Origin of the sequence: Klebsiella sp. YJ (genome assembly GCF_002108615.1) — a bacterium.
Lineage (GTDB): Bacteria > Pseudomonadota > Gammaproteobacteria > Enterobacterales > Enterobacteriaceae > Klebsiella > Klebsiella planticola.
In genome coordinates this window covers 127,341-148,053 of the sequence record NZ_MTEG01000015.1, presented here as the reverse complement: position 1 = coordinate 148,053, position 20,713 = coordinate 127,341, and the positions used below count along the sequence as shown (strand labels likewise).

At 57.8% G+C, this 20,713-nt stretch carries 18 protein-coding genes; 11 read left to right on the top strand and 7 right to left on the bottom strand.

All coding sequences use genetic code 11. The features are described 5' to 3' along the window. Nucleotides 1-9 precede the first annotated feature (9 nt). From BV390_RS17155 to BV390_RS17140, 4 genes are all read left to right on the top strand, one after another. Nucleotides 10-1,179: an ABC transporter substrate-binding protein gene (locus tag BV390_RS17155; RefSeq protein ID WP_085397138.1), complete on the top strand. Its 1,170-nt coding sequence runs from the start codon at nucleotides 10-12 to the stop codon at nucleotides 1,177-1,179. Further along, nucleotides 1,152-2,687, top strand: coding sequence for an ABC transporter permease subunit (locus BV390_RS17150; protein ID WP_085397137.1), 1,536 nt, complete (start codon nucleotides 1,152-1,154; stop codon nucleotides 2,685-2,687). The genes BV390_RS17155 and BV390_RS17150 overlap by 28 nt, the downstream gene beginning before the upstream one ends. Then, entirely contained in the window at nucleotides 2,687-3,319 is a 633-nt protein-coding gene (locus BV390_RS17145; protein ID WP_046852721.1) for an ATP-binding cassette domain-containing protein, read from the top strand. The genes BV390_RS17150 and BV390_RS17145 overlap by 1 nt, the downstream gene beginning before the upstream one ends. A gap of 87 nt (nucleotides 3,320-3,406) precedes the next feature. Beyond that, nucleotides 3,407-4,714 (top strand): sulfurtransferase, encoded by a 1,308-nt coding sequence (locus BV390_RS17140; RefSeq protein ID WP_046852722.1) that lies wholly within the window; start codon nucleotides 3,407-3,409, stop codon nucleotides 4,712-4,714. A gap of 5 nt (nucleotides 4,715-4,719) precedes the next feature. Here BV390_RS17140 and BV390_RS17135 read toward each other — a convergent pair whose 3' ends face one another. Continuing rightward, the gene (locus BV390_RS17135) at nucleotides 4,720-5,343 is read right to left on the bottom strand and encodes a CDP-alcohol phosphatidyltransferase family protein (RefSeq protein WP_032688189.1); all 624 of its coding nucleotides are present in this window, start codon (nucleotides 5,341-5,343) and stop codon (nucleotides 4,720-4,722) included. 86 nt (nucleotides 5,344-5,429) lie between these two features. Here BV390_RS17135 and BV390_RS17130 point away from each other — a divergent pair, with 86 nt between their 5' ends. Next, entirely contained in the window at nucleotides 5,430-5,840 is a 411-nt protein-coding gene (locus BV390_RS17130) for a pyrimidine (deoxy)nucleoside triphosphate diphosphatase (protein ID WP_085397145.1), read from the top strand. Nucleotides 5,841-6,109: 269 nt separating this feature from the next. Then, nucleotides 6,110-7,453 carry an NADP-specific glutamate dehydrogenase gene (gene gdhA, locus BV390_RS17125; RefSeq protein ID WP_032688191.1) on the top strand — a complete coding sequence of 448 codons (1,344 nt, stop codon included), beginning with the start codon at nucleotides 6,110-6,112 and terminating at the stop codon, nucleotides 7,451-7,453. Between the two features lie 83 nt (nucleotides 7,454-7,536). Here the strand turns inward: gdhA and BV390_RS17120 are convergent, their stop codons facing one another. The 3 genes from BV390_RS17120 to BV390_RS17110 all read right to left on the bottom strand — a co-directional run bounded on the left by BV390_RS17120 (nucleotide 7,537) and on the right by BV390_RS17110 (nucleotide 11,603). After that, nucleotides 7,537-9,489 (bottom strand): DNA topoisomerase III, encoded by a 1,953-nt coding sequence (locus tag BV390_RS17120; RefSeq protein ID WP_085397136.1) that lies wholly within the window; start codon nucleotides 9,487-9,489, stop codon nucleotides 7,537-7,539. A gap of 4 nt (nucleotides 9,490-9,493) precedes the next feature. Then, nucleotides 9,494-10,537 (bottom strand): selenide, water dikinase SelD, encoded by a 1,044-nt coding sequence (gene selD / locus BV390_RS17115; protein WP_032688196.1) that lies wholly within the window; start codon nucleotides 10,535-10,537, stop codon nucleotides 9,494-9,496. 316 nt (nucleotides 10,538-10,853) lie between these two features. Continuing rightward, complete coding sequence (locus BV390_RS17110; RefSeq protein ID WP_032695841.1) at nucleotides 10,854-11,603, bottom strand: GntR family transcriptional regulator; 750 nt, start codon at nucleotides 11,601-11,603, stop codon at nucleotides 10,854-10,856. Nucleotides 11,604-11,941: 338 nt separating this feature from the next. Between BV390_RS17110 and BV390_RS17105 the strand changes: the two genes are divergently transcribed. Together BV390_RS17105 and phoC are read left to right on the top strand one after the other, a co-directional pair. Beyond that, nucleotides 11,942-12,871, top strand: a complete 930-nt coding sequence (locus BV390_RS17105) for a DUF7916 family protein (protein WP_032688199.1) — start codon at nucleotides 11,942-11,944, stop codon at nucleotides 12,869-12,871. Nucleotides 12,872-13,142: 271 nt separating this feature from the next. Further along, nucleotides 13,143-13,889 carry an acid phosphatase PhoC gene (gene phoC, locus BV390_RS17100; protein WP_032688200.1) on the top strand — a complete coding sequence of 249 codons (747 nt, stop codon included), beginning with the start codon at nucleotides 13,143-13,145 and terminating at the stop codon, nucleotides 13,887-13,889. 55 nt (nucleotides 13,890-13,944) lie between these two features. Here phoC and BV390_RS17095 read toward each other — a convergent pair whose 3' ends face one another. Continuing rightward, nucleotides 13,945-14,496 carry an NAD(P)H nitroreductase gene (locus BV390_RS17095; protein ID WP_032688201.1) on the bottom strand — a complete coding sequence of 184 codons (552 nt, stop codon included), beginning with the start codon at nucleotides 14,494-14,496 and terminating at the stop codon, nucleotides 13,945-13,947. Between the two features lie 165 nt (nucleotides 14,497-14,661). On the opposite strand from BV390_RS17095, the gene sppA reads away from it, so the two are divergent. The 3 genes from sppA to pncA all read left to right on the top strand — a co-directional run bounded on the left by sppA (nucleotide 14,662) and on the right by pncA (nucleotide 18,339). Continuing rightward, nucleotides 14,662-16,515, top strand: coding sequence for a signal peptide peptidase SppA (gene sppA, locus BV390_RS17090; protein WP_032700221.1), 1,854 nt, complete (start codon nucleotides 14,662-14,664; stop codon nucleotides 16,513-16,515). Between the two features lie 156 nt (nucleotides 16,516-16,671). Then, nucleotides 16,672-17,688: an asparaginase gene (ansA, locus tag BV390_RS17085; protein WP_032688358.1), complete on the top strand. Its 1,017-nt coding sequence runs from the start codon at nucleotides 16,672-16,674 to the stop codon at nucleotides 17,686-17,688. 9 nt (nucleotides 17,689-17,697) lie between these two features. Next, complete coding sequence (pncA, locus tag BV390_RS17080; protein WP_032688205.1) at nucleotides 17,698-18,339, top strand: bifunctional nicotinamidase/pyrazinamidase; 642 nt, start codon at nucleotides 17,698-17,700, stop codon at nucleotides 18,337-18,339. Between the two features lie 35 nt (nucleotides 18,340-18,374). On the opposite strand, the gene BV390_RS17075 is transcribed toward pncA, so the two are convergent. Beyond that, entirely contained in the window at nucleotides 18,375-19,733 is a 1,359-nt protein-coding gene (locus BV390_RS17075) for an MFS transporter (protein WP_047664700.1), read from the bottom strand. Nucleotides 19,734-19,873: 140 nt separating this feature from the next. Continuing rightward, entirely contained in the window at nucleotides 19,874-20,632 is a 759-nt protein-coding gene (locus tag BV390_RS17070; protein WP_032695837.1) for a DeoR/GlpR family DNA-binding transcription regulator, read from the bottom strand. Between the last annotated feature and the right edge of the window lie 81 nt (nucleotides 20,633-20,713).

Below are 20,713 nucleotides of genomic sequence, written 5' to 3'. Positions count from 1 at the left end.
GAGCGGATCATGCGCTACTGTTTACTCTGGCTCGCGGCGCTGCTGTGCGCCCCGCTTGCCGCTCACGCCGACGATAACTGGCAACAGATCGCTCGCCAGGCCCACGGACAGACGGTCTGGTTTAATGCCTGGGGCGGCGACCCGGCGGTAAATCGCTATCTCGACTGGGTCAGCGCTGAGGTGAAACGCGATTATGCTATCGACCTGCGCATTGTGCATATCGCCGATGCCGCGGATACGGTAAAGCGCCTGCAAACGGAAGCCCGTGCCGGGCGCACGAATAATGGCTCCGTCGATCTGCTGTGGGTCAACGGCGAGAACTTCCGCACCCTGAAAACCGCCGGCCTGCTGCAAACCGGATGGGCGGAGACGCTGCCAAACTGGCGCTATGTTGATACCCGCCAGCCGGTGCGTGAAGACTTCTCCCTGCCGACCGAAGGCGCAGAGTCGCCGTGGGGCAGCGCGCAGCTCACCTTTATCGCCCGACGTACGCAGACGCCGACGCCGCCTGACAGCCCGGAGGCGCTGCTGACCTTTGCCGCCGCGCATCGCGGCGAGGTCACCTATCCGCGTCCGCCGGACTTTACCGGTACCGCCTTTCTCGAACAGTTGTTGTCTGACCTGACGGAACGCCCGGACGCGCTGCGTCTCCCCCCGGACCCGCAGACGTTTGCCGCCGTCACCGCACCGCTGTGGCGCTATCTCGATAGGCTTCATCCCCTGCTGTGGCGGGAGGGGCGCGACTTCCCAGGCTCGCCGGCCCGCATGGATGCCATGCTGGCGAACGGCACGCTCCGCCTGTCGCTGACGTTTAACCCGCTGCATGCCCGGCAAAAAGCGGTCAGCGGCGAGCTGCCGAAGGACAGCTATGGCTTTGGTTTTAAGCGCGGGATGCTCGGCAATGTGCACTTCGTGACCATTCCGGCCAATGCGCGCGCCCCGGCGGGCGCCAAAGTGGTGGCCAACTTCCTGCTCTCCCCGGCGGCACAGCTGCGTAAAGCCGATCCGGCAGTGTGGGGCGACCCCAGCGTGTTAAACCCGCAGAGCTTACCCGACGACCAGCGCCAGGCGCTGCAGGCGCTGACTCCACAGAACCTGCCGCCGGTACTGGCGGAACCCCACGCGGCCTGGGTTGATGCCCTGGAGCAGGAATGGCTGCGCCGTTACGGTACCCACTGATTCTGCTGGCCTGGGGAATCATGGCGCTGATTTACCTGCCCGTCTTCCCGGCCATTGCGCTCATGATCGCCCCGGCGTTCCGCCTCGCCTGCTGGCAGGCGCTGTTCGCCGATCCTCAGATTTGGCAGGCGCTGGCGGCGACCCTGATCTCCACGCTCCTCGCGCTCGGCGGCGCGCTGCTGATAAGCCTGACCCTCGTCGCCGCGCTCTGGCCTTCCCGCGGCTGGCGTCAACTGGCGGGACGCCTGCCGCTCCTGTTAGCGGTGCCTCACGTCGCCTTTGCCACCGGCGCGCTGCTCCTTTTCGCCGAAGGCGGCTGGTTGTATCGCATCTGTTCCGTTTGCTCTCCGCTGGCCGATCGCTACGGCATTGGTCTGGGGCTGACGATGGCCATCAAAGAGAGCGGATTTTTGCTGTGGGTGATCTACGGTCTTCTGAGCGAAAAGCGCCTGGCGGAGCAGGCCACGGTCCTGAAAAGCCAGGGATACGGCCGCTGGCAGTGTCTGAACTGGCTGATATTGCCGACGCTGTTGCCTTCACTGGCTATCGTTCTGGTGGCCACCGCCGCGTGGAGCCTGTCGACGGTGGATGTCGCGCTGGTGATCGGGCCGGGCAACCCGCCTACGCTTGCCGTACTCGCCTGGCAATGGTTAAACCAGGGGGATGATATGCAGCAGGCGAAAGGCGCCCTCGCCAGCCTGCTGTTACTGCTCATACTCGGAGGGTTGCTGGTTTGCGCCTGGGGTGGATGGCGTCTCTGGCAGCGACAGATCCCTGACCTGCGAGGTATTCGTCGTCCGCAGCCGCGCGCCCTCGCCGGACGGCTGCTGGCAATTGGCCTGCCGTTGAGCGGTCTGCTTTGCGCGCTGTTGCTGGCGGCGCTGGCGCAGTGCGCCTCTGCGCTAAACGATAGCCTGGCGAACAGCCTGGGGCTGGCGCTTCTCGCCTGCCTGGCGGGGGCGCTTATCTGCCTGCTGTGGCTGGAGTGCGGCCCTTCCCGCGGCGATGGCTGGGTCTGGCTACCGCTGGTTCTGCCCGCACTGCCGCTGGCCGACGGCCAGTATCAACTGGCGCTGTATACCTGGCAGGATGGGCAATTTACCACCGTCTTGTGGGGCCATCTGCTGTGGGTAGTGCCGTGGATGCTGTTTGTTCTGCGTCCGGCGTGGCGTCACCGCGATCCGCGTCTGGAACTGGTAGCGCGAACCCTTGGCTGGGGGCGCTGGCAAAGAGTCTGGCGGGTAAAACTACCGATGCTGGTACGCCCGCTGCTGATGGCGCTGGCCGTCGGCTTCTCGGTCAGCATTGCCCAGTATCTGCCCACCCTGTGGCTGGGGGCTGGGCGGACGCCGACATTAACCAGCGAAGCCGTGGCGCTCAGCAGCGGCGGCGATACCTCAACGCTCGCCGCGCAAGCATTATGGCAACTGCTGCTGCCGGCGATTGTCTTTTCCCTGACCGCCCTGCTGGCCTGGCTGGCAGGCCGCTATCGACGAGGATTACGCTAGTGCTCACCGTAAACAACCTGACCCTGACGCTGCATCATCGTCCCCTGCTGCAGGAAATCGCATTTTCCGTCTCGCCGGGAGAAGTGCTGACGCTGATGGGGCCATCCGGCAGCGGCAAATCCACGCTTTTCGCCTGGATGATTGGCGCGCTGGAGGCCCCTTTTCATGCCAGCGGCGAGCTGTGGCTCAACAACGAACGCTGCGATGAACGCCCCACTGAGCGGCGGCGGATTGGGATTTTGTTTCAGGATGCGCTGCTGTTTGACCATTTCAGCGTCGGGCAAAACCTGCTGCTGGCGCTGCCGGCAGACATCCGCGGCGCGGAGCGCAAAATTCAGGTGCAGCAGGCGCTGGAACGGGCCGGACTGGCCGGGTTCAGTTCCCGCGATCCGGCGACACTCTCCGGCGGCCAGCGCGCCCGCGTCAGCCTGCTCCGCGCGCTGCTGGCGCGCCCGCTGGCACTGCTGCTGGATGAGCCGTTTAATCGCCTGGATGCCGAACTACGCGCCGGTTTTCGCCGCTGGGTATTTGATGAGCTGGCGCGCCTCGCCATTCCGGCGGTGCTGGTGACTCACGACAGTGACGATATTCCCGACCGCGGCCGCTGTCTGAATATGCGCAACTGGCAATGAAAACCCTGCTAACCTGCGTTATCGCAAAGAATTCCCGCCGGGAGCAGCGGAAAATGTGCGCTCAATTTTCTCTTGTCGGGCATTTCGATGAAACGTGTTTCTCAATTGACCGCACTCGCCCTGCTGATCGGGCTTGCTGCTTCCACCTCCTTCGCCGCTGAAACCATGCCAACGCTGACGCTCTCCACGCTCCAGGGCCAGCACGGTATCGCGATTGATACCCGCCCGAGCGCGTTCTACAACGGCTGGCCCCAACAGGCCAACGGCCCGCAGGGTCACGAACCGCAGGCGCTGAATCTCTCCGCCAGCTGGCTCAGCGCCATGAACGATGAACAGCTTAGCGCGTGGGCCAGACAGCATCAGCTGCAGGCCGAGACTCCCGTCGCGCTGTACGGCAGCGAGACAGACAACGCGAAAGTCGCCTCGCGCCTGCAGGCCGCAGGGTTTACCCATCTCAGTACCCTAAGCGATGCGCTGAGTCAGCCCGATCGCCTGCAAAAGCTGCCGCACTTTGAGCAACTGGTTTACCCGCAGTGGCTGCACGATCTGCAGCAGGGTAAAACGGTAGCCGCCGCACCGGCCGGACAGTGGAAAGTGATTGAAGCGGCCTGGGGCGCGCCAAAATTCTATCTGCTGAATCATATTCCCGGCGCCGGATATATCGACACCAACGAGGTCGAAAGCGAACCGCTGTGGAATAAGGTCTCCGATGCGCAGCTGAAAGCGCTGCTGGCGAAACAGGGTATTCGTCATGACACCACGGTGATTCTCTACGGCCGCGACGTCTACGCCGCCGCCCGCGTGGCGCAGATTCTGCTGTATGCCGGGGTGAAAGATGTGCGTCTGCTCGACGGCGGCTGGAAAAGCTGGTCCGATGCCGGTCTGCCGGTCGAACGCGGCATGCCGCCGGAACAAAAACCGGCGCCAGACTTCGGCGCGCCGATCCCCGGTCAGCCGCAGCTGATGCTGAACATGGAGCAGGCGCGCGCGCTGCTCCATCGTCAGGATGCGTCGTTGGTCAGTATCCGTTCGTGGCCGGAGTTTATCGGCACCACCAGCGGCTATAGCTATATCAAGCCCAAAGGCGAGATTGCCGGCGCCCGCTGGGGGCATGCCGGGAGCGACTCCACCCATATGGAAGACTTCCACAACCCGGACGGCACCATGCGCAGCGCGGAGGATATAACCGCCATGTGGCGACAGTGGAATATTCGTCCCGATCAGCAGGTGTCGTTCTACTGCGGCACCGGCTGGCGCGCCTCAGAGACCTTTATGTACGCCCGCGCGATGGGCTGGAAAAATGTCTCGGTGTACGATGGCGGCTGGTACGAATGGAGCAGCGATCCGAAAAACCCGGTGCAGACCGGCGTGCGCGGTCCGGATAGCAGCCAGTAATCGCGTTATGCCTGACGCTGAAGCTGCTTCAGCGTCAGGTAGCCGCTGTAAATACGGGTGGCGGTGGTCAGCCAGCACAGTGCGCCGAACAGCCACGCCAGCCAGGCGAAATGCGCGGGAAACAGGCAGCACAGCACGAACAGCAGGATGGTTTCACTCCCCTCCGTCAATCCCCCCAGATAGTAAAACGATTTATGAGCGTAGCCCGGGTTGGCTATCTGATGTTTGGCCGCCAGCGCCGCAAAGGCGAGAAAACTGCTGCCGGTTCCGATAAAAGAAAAAAGCAGCCAGCCTCCGGCCACGGCGTTTTGCGCCGGATCGGCGATAATAAACCCGAACGGTACCAGGGCATAAAACAGAAAATCGAGGGAAATATCGAGAAATCCCCCCGCGTCGCTCAACCCGCGGCGACGCGCCAGCGCGCCATCTAACCCATCGAGAAGCCGGTTCACTACAATCGCCGCCAGCGCCGCCCCGTACCAACGAAGTCCCAGAAACGGCAGCGCCAGAACGCCAATGGCGAAGCCCGTCAGGGTCACGCCGTCGGCTGAGACGCCGAGGCGATCCAGCCGCGCGGCGCAAACATTGAGCAAGGGTTTCAGGCGAGGATGCAGATGACTATCGAGCACAACATATCTCCGATGGGCTAAAGGTTGTCTGGCAAAGACAAAGGCGGTGATAATAGGCCATTATCCTGCCCGGAACGATGATTCAGATGCAAAAAACGCTTGATGTTGTAGCCGCCATTATTGAACAGGATGGCAAAATTCTGCTGGCGCAGCGCCCACCCCACGCCGATCAGCCCGGCCTGTGGGAATTTGCCGGCGGCAAAGTGGAACCCGGCGAGAGCCAGCCGCAGGCGCTTATCCGTGAGTTGCAGGAAGAACTTGGTATCACGGCGGAGGTTGAGCGCTATATCGCCAGCCATCAACGGGAGGTCTCCGGCCGCCTGATTCACCTGCACGCCTGGTGGGTGGCGCGCTTTAGCGGCTTTCCCACCGCCCACTATCATCGCCAGCTGCGCTGGTGCACGCCGCAAGAGGCCCTCGCCTTCGACCTTGCTCCGGCAGATATTCCGCTGCTGAACGCATTTATTGCCCAACGCACCGCCGATCTTCCCCGTTAATTCCCTGCCACTGGCGTCATCGTTTTTAGTTATGACTGACGCCAGATTATAAATTTTCCTGTCTGGATAATTTTTCCTTGCTTGCCTGATGATTGCCGGTGTTATAGTCGGAAAATCGGTCTTTTCAAGGGCCGAATAATAAAAAAAGAGATACAAAATCATTCAGATTGCATCGGGCGGCCGCAGAAGCGCTCCCGAAGCGGGCAGCGAGGCAATCTGTAACGTGACGCGTATACATGCAACCACAACCATAAGGGGAAATTATATCTATGGATCAGATGTGCACTCTGGAAAGCTTTCTCACCCGCGTTCAACAGCGCGACCCGCATCAAACCGAATTTGCTCAGGCCGTCCGTGAAGTTATGACCACGCTGTGGCCTTTCCTTGAGGAAAACCCGCGCTATCGCCAGCTCTCTTTGCTGGAACGTCTGGTTGAACCAGAGCGTGCTATTCAGTTCCGCGTCGTCTGGGTCGACGACCGTAATCAGGTTCAGGTTAACCGCGCGTGGCGCGTACAGTTCAACTCGGCAATTGGTCCGTATAAAGGCGGCATGCGTTTCCACCCATCGGTTAACCTGTCGATTCTCAAGTTCCTCGGCTTTGAACAGACCTTTAAAAACGCCCTCACTACGTTGCCAATGGGCGGCGGAAAAGGCGGCAGCGACTTCGATCCGAAAGGTAAGAGCGACGGTGAAGTGATGCGCTTCTGTCAGGCGCTGATGACCGAACTGTATCGCCATTTGGGCCCGGACACCGACGTTCCGGCAGGCGATATTGGCGTGGGCGGCCGTGAAGTCGGCTTTATGGCCGGGATGATGCGTAAACTCTCCAACAACAGCGCCTGCGTGTTCACCGGTAAAGGGCTCTCCTTCGGCGGCAGTCTGATTCGTCCGGAAGCGACCGGCTACGGTCTGGTGTACTTCACCGACGCGATGCTCAAGCGTCACGGCCTGGGCTTCGAAGGGATGCGGGTGGCGGTTTCCGGTTCCGGTAACGTGGCGCAATATGCTATCGAAAAAGCGATGGCCCTCGGCGCCCGCGTGATCACCGCCTCCGACTCCAGCGGCACCGTTGTCGATGAAGCCGGCTTTACCCCGGAAAAACTGGCCCGTCTGTGCGAAATCAAAGCCAGCCGCGACGGCCGCGTTGCCGACTACGCCCGCGAGTATGGTCTGACCTACCTCGAAGGCAAACAGCCGTGGTCCGTTCCTGTGGATATCGCGCTGCCTTGCGCCACGCAAAACGAACTGGATGTCGATGCGGCGCGCCTGCTGATCGCTAACGGCGTGAAGGCCGTTGCCGAAGGCGCTAACATGCCGACCACCATCGCCGCCACCGATCTGTTCCTCGAAGCGGGCGTGCTGTTCGCGCCGGGCAAAGCTGCGAACGCCGGCGGCGTCGCCACTTCCGGACTCGAAATGGCGCAGAACGCAGCCCGTATGAGCTGGAAGGCCGAGAAGGTCGACGCCCGCCTGCACCACATCATGCTGGATATTCACCACGCTTGCGTTGAATACGGCGGCGAAGCGCAGCAGACCAACTACGTCCGCGGCGCCAATATCGCCGGTTTTGTCAAAGTGGCCGATGCCATGCTGGCGCAGGGCGTCATTTAAGACGTCGTGGTTCTCTGCCGCCGTCCCTTACCCCCCGGGGATGAGCGGCAACCATAAAAAAACCCCGGAAGACCGGGGTTTTTTTATGGGTTTTCCGTGGCGGAATCCGCGGCGGGCTTCTTGTCTTTCGTTTTCGCTTTGCTTTTACCTTTGCTAAAACTCTTTTTACCGCCGCCCGGGGCGACAATGCCGCGGAACTGACGCACCGGCGTACTCCTGGCCTGCTCAATCAGCTGATAAAGCGTGCCGACCAGCGGCTGCATAAAGTCCTGATAACGGCACTGCTTCTCGCTGATTTGCGTCAGTACCGACTCCCAGTGAGCGGTCATATCCGGCCGCGCAGCCATCTCCGGCAGGGAGTGAATCAGCGCGCGTCCGGCATCGGAGGAGTGAATATAGCGTCCCTTTTTAACTAAAAAGCCCCGCTTAAACAGCAGCTCGATGATCCCGGCGCGGGTCGCTTCCGTACCCAGACCGTCAGTCGCACGCAGAATCTTTTTCAGTTCTTTATCCTGCACAAAACGGGCAATCCCGGTCATCGCCGACAGCAGCGTTGCATCGGTAAAATAGCGCGGCGGCTGAGTTTGCCGCTCCACCACTTCGCCCTTTTCACACAATAGCTCGTCGTCTTTTGCCACGACCGGCAGCGGGGTACCGTCGTTCTCTTCATCCCGCTCTTTGTTACCCAGCAGCGCGCGCCAGCCAGCTTCGGCGAGGAAACGCGCTTTGGCGACAAATTTGCCATTGGCAATATCAAGATCGATCTGACACTTGCGGAACACCGCATCCGGGCAGAACTGCATCAGATACTGGCGCGCAATCAGGCTATACACCTTCTGTTCGTTATCGGACAGTTTCACCTGACTGCTGCGGGCGGTCGGGATGATCGCATGGTGCGCATCAACTTTTTTATCGTCCCAGCAGCGGTTGCGGATTTCCGGATCAACCGCCGGCTGCGGCAACAGATCCTCCGCATGAACCCCGATGGCATTAAGAACCGCATGCCGACCGGCAAAATGCTCTTCCGGCAGATAGCGGCTGTCCGAACGCGGATAGGTAATCAGTTTGTGGGTTTCATACAGTTTCTGGCAGATATCCAGCACGTTTTGCGCGCTAAAGCCAAAGCGCTTCGCCGCCTCAATCTGCAGCGTCGAAAGCGAAAACGGCAGCGGCGCCGGCTCCGAATCTCGCTTATCGTTGTAGGCGGTCACCCGCGCTGGCTGGCCCGCAATGCGCGCCACCACGTGTTCGGCCAGCGGACGATGCAGCAGACGCCCCTCTTCATCCTGATACGGTTCGCAGGCATCGCTCGGCACCCAGGTGGCGACGAAACGCTCATCCTTCGGCGTCACGATATGCGCCTTGACGTCAAAGAAATCTTTGGCGACAAAGTTCTCAATCTCTTCGTCACGCCGCACTACCAGCCCCAGCACCGGCGTCTGCACCCGCCCGACCGACAGAACGCCCTGGTAACCGGCATTGCGGCCGAGCAGCGTATAGGCGCGGGTCATATTAATCCCGTAGAGCCAGTCAGCGCGGGCGCGGGCCAGAGCCGAAACGCATAGCGGAATAAACTCGCTGTTAGCGCGCAGGCGAGATATCGCCCGCTCCACCGCCTGCGGGTTGAGATCGTTTATCAGGCAGCGCTGGACCTGCTGGCGCTTTTCCGGCGCCAGCTGCAGATAGTCGAGAACTTCGTCGACCAGCAGCTGTCCCTCTCTGTCCGGGTCACCGGCGTGAATCACCTCCTGCGCATCGCCCAGCAGACGCTTGATGACGTTGAGCTGTTTGGTCACCGACGGTTTTGGCTGCAGCTGCCACTTTTCCGGCACAATAGGCAGGTCGAGCAGATTCCAGCGCGCATAGCGCCCGTCATAGACGTCCGGCTGAGCCTGCTCGAGCAAATGGCCGATACACCAGGTGACCACCTGCCCGTTACCGCACTCAATATAACCATCACCTTTGCGATGCGGTTTGGGGAGCACGTCGGCGATGGCGCGACCAAGACTGGGTTTTTCCGCAATAAACAACCGCATGTAATCAACGGATCTCGATCATGGGACGTCCGCCGCGTGCGGTCACCAGCTCGCCGATGGCGGCAAGCTTAATTCCGAACTCTTCGGCTGCGGCACGCACTTCGGCTTCCGCTTCCGGCGTCACCGCCAGTAGCAGACCGCCGGAGGTTTGCGGGTCACACAGCAGATCGCGCCACGCTGCCGGCATGTCGCCCATCAGATGGCCGTAGCTGGCAAAGTTGCGCCCGGTGCCGCCGGGAACGGCGCCCGCCGCAATGTACTCTTCAACGCCCGGCAGTTTCGGGATATCCGCGTAGTTCAGTAGCGCCTGAACACCCGCGCCGCGACACACTTCGCTCAGATGACCCAGCAGGCCGAAACCGGTAACGTCGGTCATCGCTTTTACGCCGCCGATGGTGGCAAAGGCCGCGCCGGCGAGGTTCATCTGGCACATGGTTTCCGTTGCCAGCCCCTGGTGCTCCGGTTTGAGCAGCGATTTTTTCTCTGCGGTGGTCAGCACGCCAATGCCTAGCGGCTTGGTGAGATAGAGTCTGCAGCCCGCCTCGGCGGTGCTGTTTTTCTTGATCCGCTCGGTGGGCACCACGCCGGTGACCGCCAGACCGAAAATCGGCTCCGGGGCGTCAATCGAGTGGCCACCGGCCAGGGAGATACCCGCCTGCTGGCAGGCAAAACGCCCGCCGTCCACGACTTCGCGGGCAATTTCCGGCGCCAGGGTATTAATCGGCCAGCCAAGAATGGCAATCGCCATAATCGGTTTTCCACCCATCGCGAAAATGTCGCTGATGGCGTTGGTGGCGGCAATACGGCCAAAGTCGAACGGGCTGTCGACTATCGGCATAAAAAAGTCGGTGGTGCTGATGATCGACGTCCCGTTGCCAAGGTCGTAAACCGCCGCATCATCACTGGTCTCATTCCCCACCAGCAGGTTCGGATCGATAAACTTCGCCCGATCGCTCTTCAGAATAGTTTCCAGTACTTTAGGGGAAATTTTACAACCACAACCGGCTCCGTGGCTGTATTGCGTTAAACGAATAGCTTGCTCGCTCATGGACATCTCCTGTCATTGCAATCCCGCTATGGTAGCGCTCAAACGCCAAGGTGGTAAGTATGACAGTCCGAAATCGCGAATGGTTGCTCATTAAGCAGACAAATAGACGATTTTGCGATGGACAACCCTCTTGACCGCGCTATTTTCACTGTCGCTGAAAGTCCGATGAGGTTCAGGATTATCAGACATCTCAGACAAAATGCGGATCGGCGGGACGGTAAAAATCAGCGCCTTCCATCGCGAAATTCTGCGCCCGGGATCCTGCCGCCATTTTCACGCTTAGCGGGCCAGCCTGCCACCGAGCGACAGCGCGCCGCTATGGCGCTTCTCGACGTAGCTCAAGCGTAAAATCATAGTAATCATTCAGGCACCAGGTCCGGGTGTATTCCACGGGCCTGTCATCGTAGGTGAAGCCAATCCGGGTCACCAGCAAAAGCGGCTCATCTTGTTTGATGTTCAGATAGTAAGCCAGCTGACCGTCCGTTGATACGGCCCTGAAGTGCTGAGTTGCCCGCAGTACCGGTGAGCCTTTGGTCTCCAGGTGCTGATATAACGATTCATCCATTTCGCTGATTTTATCCAGCAGAAGCGCCGGCAAAACCGCCGTCTGCAAAGAAACGGCGATACCGTTAATTTTTCTGAGCCGGGTCAATTCGACAATTTCACTTTGACCCTCTGTCAGTTGCAGAGCATGGCGCTCCTCCTGGGTTGCTAACCGCCGCAGATATCCCACCAGCTCGCTTTGCGCTGTGCCTCCGCTCGCTGCCGCCATTTCAGTAAAACTTTCCAGCGACGGCAGGGACTGGCGCACATGCGGAGCCACGAAGGTCCCGGATCCCTGATTGCGGATCAGCACCCCCTCCTCCAGCAACTGCTGTAATGCTTTTCGGGCTGTGCCTCGCGCAATATTCAGCATCTCTACCAGCGCCCGTTCTGACGGCAGAACATCGCCAGGACGGAGCCGGCCTTCAGAAACGGCTAACTTAATGGCATTCACCAGTTGCATATACAGCGGCAACGCGCTGGATTGATCGAGATAAAACCCGGGATGCGAAGTTGTGTTCATCGTCTCTCTGCGCAAGTGGTAACTGGTCCAGTTTCTGTGAACCAATTCTTAACCAGGAATCGCTCGTTGTCATCCTCAAATCAGCGACAGAGAAAAGCCTCTCAGATCACAAATTGGCCATTTTGTCGTAGGCAGGATCCATTTTTATTCTGTATGGTTCACTAATGGTACACAAGTGGTTTAGTTTTAACTGAACCAAAGATGGCTGATGATGACTGAGGTAAATTGATGCAGGGAATTTTTTCCGCCAGCATGCCGCGGCGGGTCGAGGCGCTGATACTGCCTGCTCAGGCCGCAGGAAAAATCAGAGAACTGACTCAGCAACGAGGCATATATCAATGACAACTAAACGTTTACTGGACTGCTGTGCTTCCGATTTTGTGTCGATGAATAAAGCGCAGCTGCTGTATGCCATTCGCGCCAGCGAAGGCCGGGTCATGGTCAGTGAATCTATCGCCATCACTCAGCCATTGCTGAACAATGTCACCAATGCCGAGCTTGCCGCATCGCAGGGCGCGGATATCCTGCTGATTAATATGTTTGACTGTGAAAACCCGCATATTGAGGGGTTGCCTGCCGATATCGCGCCGGAAAAAACGCTGCATGAACTGCAGCGCCTGACCGGGCGTATTATTGGTGTCAATCTGGAGGCCGTAGACCCGGAATTTGCGGTTGCCCATGACGATATCTGGAAAATGAGACCGGGGCGCTCGGCAACGGCTGACAATGCCCGTAAGCTGGTCGCCATGGGGGCGAAAATTCTGGTGTTAACGGGCAACCCGGCTAACGGAGTCAGCAACCGGGCGCTGGGGATCGCCGCCGAAGAGATTCGCCAGGCGGTGGGCGACAGCGCGGTGATTATCACCGGGAAAATGCACGGTGCGGGAGTGGTGCGCGAAAGCGGCAGCAGCATTATCAGCGAGCAGGATGTTAGCTGGTTCGCCGCCCAGGGGGCGGATATTGTGTTGCTCCCGGCCCCAGGCACGATACCGGGAATGAGTCAGCAACGTGTGGCATCGCTTATCGATACGGCGCATGCGCATGGCGTGCTGGCGATGACGGCGATTGGGACCTCCCAGGAAGGCGCTGATGTCGGCACCGTTCGTCAGATAGCGTTGATGAGTAAAATGGCGGGCGCCGACCTGCACCATATTGGCGATACGGGTTATATGGGGATGGCATTACCGGAGAATATTCTGGCCTACAGTATTGCTATTCGTGGGGTCAGGCATACCTACACCCGCATCGCGCGTTCGGTTTATCGGTAAACAGGTATCAAAGGTACCTGAGTCGTCTCTCATCCGGCAAAGAAAAACGCGCCGGATGAGAGAGTTTAGCGTCTATCCCGGCAGGCGTTATTGGCACAGGCAGGTTGCGCACGGGCCGCCCTGAAAGGTGAAATCGTTGTCAGCGTTGCCCGGGGCAAAATGCTCCGCAAAATAGCCCTGAGGAGACAGACTCTTAATTTCAGCAAAACAATGGATCTTAATGCGTCAGTTTCGCTCCATTGTCCCCCTCCACCACAATAAGGATATCTTGATGAAAAAGCGTGTACTCGCCCTTTGCCTTGCCAGCCTCTTTTCAGTTAGCGCCTTTGCGCTGGTTCCCGCCGGCAATGATGCCACCACCAAGCCCGATCTCTACTATCTGAAAAATGCCCAGGCCATTGACAGCCTGGCGCTGTTGCCACCGCCGCCGGAAGTGGGCAGCATTGCGTTTTTAAACGATCAGGCGATGTATGAGAAAGGCCGTCTGCTGCGCGCCACCGCCCGCGGCAAGTTGGCGGCAGAGGATGCCAACCTGAGCGCGGGTGGCGTGGCCAACGCCTTCTCCGCAGCATTCGGCTCCCCGATCAGCGAAAAAGACGCCCCGGCGCTGCACAAACTGCTCACCAACATGATTGAAGACGCGGGCGATCTGGCGACCCGAGGCGCGAAAGAGAAGTATATGCGTATTCGTCCGTTTGCCTTCTACGGCGTGTCCACCTGCAATACCACCGAACAGGATAAGCTGTCGAAAAACGGCTCCTACCCTTCCGGACACACCTCTATCGGCTGGGCGACCGCCCTGGTGCTGGCCGAAATCAACCCGCAGCGCCAGAATGAGATTCTCAAGCGCGGCTATGAGCTCGGTGAAAGTCGGGTGATCTGCGGTTACCACTGGCAGAGCGATGTTGACGCCGCGCGGATTGTCGGCTCGGCGGTGGTTGCAACCCTGCATACCAATCCGGCCTTCCAGCAGCAGCTGCAAAAAGCCAAAGACGAGTTTGCGAAACAGCAGAAATAGTCGGCGCGACAGCCCGGCGGTTCACGCCTGCCGGGCTGTTCTGACTCTGCGTTGCTCAGAAACGGACCACAAACGGCGCGGTGTCCGGCAGAGAAACGGTCGTGGAGGCTTTAAGCTGCGGCGTTCCCAGATAGAGAAAACCGACGATTTTATCCTGCTCGCGGCAGGCAAAACCTTCCCGGACGATCGGGCTTTCGGTCAATGCGCCGCTGCGCCAGATACCGTTAAATCCCTGCGCCAACGCCGCCATCTGCATGGCCATCACGGCGCAGCCGGCCGACATTTCCTGCTCCCATTTCGGCACCTTCGGGTGATCTTCACAGCGGGCGACGACGGTGATAATCAGCGGAGCGCGGAACGGCGCACTGCGGGCCTTTTCAATACCTTTGTCATCCTGCCCGGCCTCAATCGCCCCTTTCTCCAGCAATTGACTGAAGCGTTCACGGCCTTCATCAGAAATAATAAAGAAACGCCAGGGTTGCAGCGTCCCATGATCCGGGGCGCGCAGTCCGGCGCGGAGAATGTTTTCCAGTTGTTCACCGCTCGGTGCCGGCTCTGCAAGACGAGAAGCGCTGCGGCGGTTTATCAGTAGTTCGAGAGCATCCATCTGTGTAACTCCTGTGATGTCATTTTGCATAAAATTAACATGCGCAAGAATTTTGTTACAGCACGACCGGTGATTCCTGCTGACAAGCGTCAGCCGTCTCTTTAGGATAACCAGACGCGGCAACCCATGCGGTTAGCCCATTTTTAACAATGTTAGGGAGAATACATGCGAACTCTTTGGCGGCTGCTCGCCGGATTTTTTAAATGGACATGGCGGGTACTCAACTTTATTCGCCAGCTCGCACTGAACGTGGTTTTCCTGTTGCTGGTTCTGGTTTGTGTCGGTATCTGGGCACAGTTCAGCAGCACCACAACGGAACATACCGCTCGCGGCGCGCTGCTGATGGATATCACCGGCGTGGTGGTCGATAAACCGTCCGCCAGTAGCAAACTCGGCGTGATCGGTCGTCAGCTCTTTGGCGCCAGTTCCGACCGTCTCCAGGAAAACTCGCTGTTTGATATCGTACAGACCATTCGTCAGGCGAAAGATGACCGCAATATCACCGGTATCGTCCTCGATCTGAAAAATTTTGCCGGCGGCGATCAGCCTTCAATGCAGTATATCGGTAAGGCGCTGCGCGAATTCCGCGATAGCGGTAAACCGGTGTATGCCGTGGGGAGCAGCTACAGCCAGGGGCAGTACTATCTGGCAAGCTTCGCCAATAAAATCTGGCTTTCGCCGCAGGGTGAGGTCGATCTGCACGGTTTTGCCACCAACGGCCTGTATTACAAATCTCTGCTCGACAAGCTAAAAGTCTCAACCCACGTTTTCCGCGTCGGGACCTATAAATCGGCGGTCGAGCCGTTTATCCGCGACGATATGTCGCCTGCCGCCCGTGAAGCCGACAGCCGCTGGATTGGCGAGCTGTGGCAAAACTACCTCAATACCATCGCCGCTAACCGCCAAATCACGGCTCAGCAGCTGTTCCCTGGCGCTCAGGGGCTGATTGACGGTCTGCGTAAAGTGGACGGCGATACGGCGCAGTACGCGCTGAACAACAAGCTGGTAGATGAGCTGGGTACCGCCACCGACGTGGAGAAGGCGCTGACCAAACAGTTCGGCTGGAGCAAAGCGGATAATAACTATCGCGCGATCAGCTATTACGATTACAGCGTGAAAACGCCGTCTGACCAGGGCGCTACCATTGCGGTGATCTTCGCTAACGGCGCGATCATGGACGGCGAAGAGACGCCGGGTAACGTCGGCGGAGACACGACCGCCGCACAGATTCGCGATGCCCGCCTCGATCCGAAGGTGAAAGCGATTGTCCTGCGCGTCAACAGCCCGGGCGGCAGCGTCAGCGCCTCGGAAGTGATTCGTGAAGAGCTGGCGGCGGCGAAAGCCGCAGGTAAACCGGTGGTGGTCTCCATGGGCGGCATGGCCGCTTCCGGCGGCTACTGGATCTCCACGCCGGCCAACTATATCGTCGCCAACCCAAGCACCCTCACCGGCTCGATTGGCATCTTCGGCGTCATTAACACCGTCGAAAATACGCTGGATTCGATCGGCGTCCATACCGATGGCGTGGCGACGTCGGCGCTGGCCGATGTCTCCACCACCAAATCGCTGCCGCCTGAAGTTCAGCAACTGATGCAGCTGAGCATCGAAAACGGCTACAAACGTTTTATCACGCTGGTGGCCAACGCGCGTAACAGTACGCCGGAGAAAATCGACCAGATTGCCCAGGGCCATGTCTGGACCGGTGAAGATGCGAAAGCTAACGGGCTGGTTGATAGCCTGGGCGACTTTGACGACGCGGTGGCAAAAGCCGCGGAGCTGGCGAAGCTGAAACAGTGGCATATCAACTACTATCAGGAAGAGCCGACGTTCTTCTCAATGGTGATCGATAGCCTGACCGGTTCGGTCCGCGCGTCGCTGCCAGCGGCACTGCAGGCCTGGCTGCCGGCGCCGGTTGCCGCCGCGGCCAATGCCGTCAAGGCTGAGAGCGATAAGCTCGCCGCGTTCAACGATCCGCAGAACCGCTACGCGTTCTGCTTAACCTGCGCCAATATCCGCTAATTCCTCCATCTGGCCCCTCTCCCCCGACAACGTCAATGTTGTCGGGGGAACATGCGCGCCAACGCACCTGCAACTTGAAGTATGAAGGGGATTGCGCTGTATTTTTTTAGCGGTCACCTTATACTGCGCCAGTCTATGTACAACCTAAGCGATGATATGCAAAAGAAATCGATTTACGTTGCCTACACCGGTGGGACCATCGGTATGCAGCGCTCAGAACACGGTTATATTCCCGTTTCCGGCCACCTGCAGCGTCAGCTGGCGCTGATGCCTGAGTTCCACCGTCCGGAGATGCCGGACTTTACGATTCATGAATATGAACCGCTGATGGACTCTTCCGATATGACGCCAGAAGACTGGCAGCACATCGCCGACGACATCCGCGCGCATTACGACGAGTACGACGGCTTTGTTATCCTGCACGGCACTGACACCATGGCCTTTACCGCCTCAGCGCTGTCGTTCATGCTCGAGCATCTGGGTAAACCGGTTATTGTGACAGGGTCACAAATCCCGTTAGCCGAGCTGCGCTCCGACGGGCAGATCAATTTGCTGAATGCTCTGTACGTTGCCGCTAATTACCCGATTAATGAAGTGACGCTGTTCTTCAATAATCGTCTCTATCGCGGCAACCGCACGACCAAAGCTCATGCCGATGGTTTCGATGCCTTCGCCTCTCCCAATCTGGCTCCTTTACTGGAAGCCGGGATCCACATTCGTCGCCTCGGCACGCCGCCAGCGCCACACGGTATCGGCGAGCTGATTGTGCATCCCATCACGCCGCAGCCAATTGGCGTCGTTACGATTTATCCGGGCATTTCTGCCGATGTGGTGCGAAATTTCCTGCGTCAGCCGGTGAAAGCGTTGATTCTGCGCTCCTATGGCGTCGGCAACGCCCCGCAAAACGGCGAGTTCATCCAGGTTCTGGCGGAAGCCAGCCAGCGCGGGATCGTGGTCATTAACCTGACCCAGTGCATGTCCGGCAAGGTCAATATGGGCGGGTATGCCACCGGTAACGCCCTCGCCCAGGCAGGCGTCATCAGCGGTTTTGATATGACCGTTGAGGCCACGCTGACCAAGCTACACTACCTGCTGAGTCAGAATCTGAGCGTCGATGAGATTCGCAACCTGATGCAGGAAAACCTGCGTGGCGAACTGACCCCCGATGAGTAAGGAGAACCGATGACGAATCGCGCACTACTGCTGGTCGATTTACAAAACGATTTTTGCGCGGGCGGCGCACTTGCCGTACCGGAAGGTGATAGCACCATAGATATCGCCAACCGACTTATCGACCATTGTCTCGCCCGCGGCGAAACCGTTGTCGCCAGCCAGGACTGGCACCCGGCAAACCACGGCAGCTTCGCCAGCCAACATCAGGTCGAACCTTATACCCAGGGACAGCTCGATGGCCTGGCGCAAACGTTCTGGCCCGATCACTGCGTGCAGAACGGCGAAGGTGCGGCGCTGCATCCGCTGCTGCAGCAGCAGGCGATAGCCGCGGTGTTTCATAAAGGGGAAAATCCGGCGATCGACAGCTACAGCGCATTTTTTGACAACGGACATCGGCAAAAAACCCGGCTTGATGAGTGGCTGCGCCAACGCGATATCACCGATCTGATCGTTCTTGGGCTGGCGACCGATTACTGCGTCAAATTCACCGTGCTGGATGCGCTGAATCTCGGCTATACCGTCAACGTCATTACCGACGGCTGCCGCGGGGTCAACCTCCAGCCGCAGGATAGCGCGCACGCCTTTATGGAGATGGCCGCCGCGGGCGCTACGCTGTACACCCTCGACGACTGGCTGGAAACTCAGGCTTAAAACAGGCCGGCGGGAAAACCTGCCGGCCTGTTATCTCAAACCAGAGTTGAAATCTCTTCCAGCGAAACCTTGCGCGTTTCGATGCCGAAGCAGAACAGAATCAGCGCACAAAGCACCAGCATCACGCCGAGGACGATAAAGACCGTAATCGAGCCGTAGCGGGTCAACAGAATGGCGACGCCGTAGGGCGTAAATACGGCGACAATTCTCCCCACCGCGTTAACAAAGCCCGAACCACGTAATCGGAGATGCGTTGGCCACAGCTCCGGTACATACACCGCCGAGGCAAAGCAGACATACATGTACAGGAAAAAGATCATCACCAGGCCATAGCTCAAAATAGCCCACTCTTCTGTTTGAATGGAATAGAAGTACCCGAGCATTGCAATAATAATCAGCAGGGATGAGCCAAATAATCGCCGCGGAAAACGGTCAATAATCAGTGCAGCAATAAATATCCCAACCGGCGCGCCAATCATAATAATCGCGGTCATCAAGATAGATTTTGTCACGTCGATCCCCGAATTGACAAAAATCGTCGGGATCCACACCGTAATGGTATAGAGCGAAATATTCATGGCGACAAGTACCGTGATCGCCACCAGCGTTCGCCGCAGCATCTGGCCTTTAAACAGTAGCCAGAACGACCCGCTTTCCACGCCCGGGTCCGCCATATGGCCAGCGCTGTGCCAGGCGGGCAAGGTGATTTTTTTCTCTTCCTCGATTTGTGACTCCACCTGCAGGAGGTGCTTTTCCGCCGCGCTTCGCTGTCCTTTGCCCGCAAGCCAGCGAGGAGATTCAATAAAATATTTCCCCGACAGATACCAGGCCAGCAGCATTGCCGCACCGCCAAGCAGGAACATCACCCGCCAGCTTAAAAAGGCAATAACCACGATGCCAATTGCCGCCGATAGCATTGGCGACCAGTTGCCGACAAATGACAGCCGGGCAGACCATTTCCCGCGCACCGCGGGAGGAATAAATTCGGTAAATGAGGCATAGCCCACCATAATTAGCGCCCCCATTCCAGTGCCCATCAAACAGCGGAAAAAGATAAGCCAGTACATGTTGGGTACAAAGGTTGCCGCGCAGGCAGAGATCCCGACGATCAGTAAATTCACGCGAAATGCTTTACGTCGTCCGAGATAATCGCCAATAAACCCACCGGCCAGCGACCCGAGAAAGTAGCCAAACATCAGTGCCGAGGTGAATGCCGCATTGAGGTAATTATTTGACCAGCCGTTACTGACTAACTTGGCTAACACCACGTTACCGGAATAGCTGAGAAAGCCAGTGATTAATAAACTAAAACTAATGATACCGAAAATACGAAAATGAAATCGGGATAAGGGTAAGCGATCTAATCTTGCGCCGATAGGGTCACATTGTTCCATCTGGATGCCTCAAATTCAGCTAAAATATAGAATATGGCGAGCGCAGCAGAGTCATTTTCCCCGCGCCACCATCATCATTAAATTTTTATGGCATGATCCAGGTACAAGCTAAAATAATATCGACACGACCAACCCTGGAGTTAATAAACGAGTTGAATATTATTTTCTTTACAAAATGCAATCCACTCTGCACCCGGAGCCTTATTGGTTATAAGATAATTAATATGGCTAAAATCCACGAGTTGGACGAAAGCTTTACGATCAAATTTTGAATGATCGACCAGCAGAGCCACTTCCGTGGCCTGGCGGATCATGGTTTTCTTGATTTCTGCTTCCGCTTCGTTAGAGTCAAGCGCCCCGCTCTGCATATCCAGACCTTTGCAGCTCATCACCATAATATCAACATGATAACGACTAATAATTTCCTTAGTGATCCTTCCCTGCAGTGACAGCGTATTCTTATTCAACTCGCCGCCGGTAGAAACCACGTTGATTTCAGACTGCGCCAGCTCATGAAAGGCTTCAGCCGAGTTGGTTAGCAGCGTGAGATCGTTGCGTTCCTTCAGCAGCTTTAATAATTCCATCGCCGTACTGCTGGAGTCGGCAGCCATAGTAGTTTTATTTTTAATAAATGGTAATGCATTACGAGCGATGGTCTGCTTCTCTTCTAAAAAAGACTTTGCACGTTTATAAAAATGAATATTGTCGGACAACGCGGTAGTATTTAATACCGCACCACCATAGGTTCGGGTCAAAAAACCTTCATTTTCTAGTTTTTCCAGATCGCGGCGAATGGTTTCTTCAGTAACCTGAAAAATTGAACTTAAATTAGAAACCGCCACCCTCTTATCGTTCGCAACCATTTGCTTGATGGTCTGAATTCTGTCTTTTGCCGCCACGATGACACCCCTGTTTCCTGCAAAGTAATAATAAGACCCAAGTATCTCACAGACTATATTTACTTTCAAAAAAACATGTCT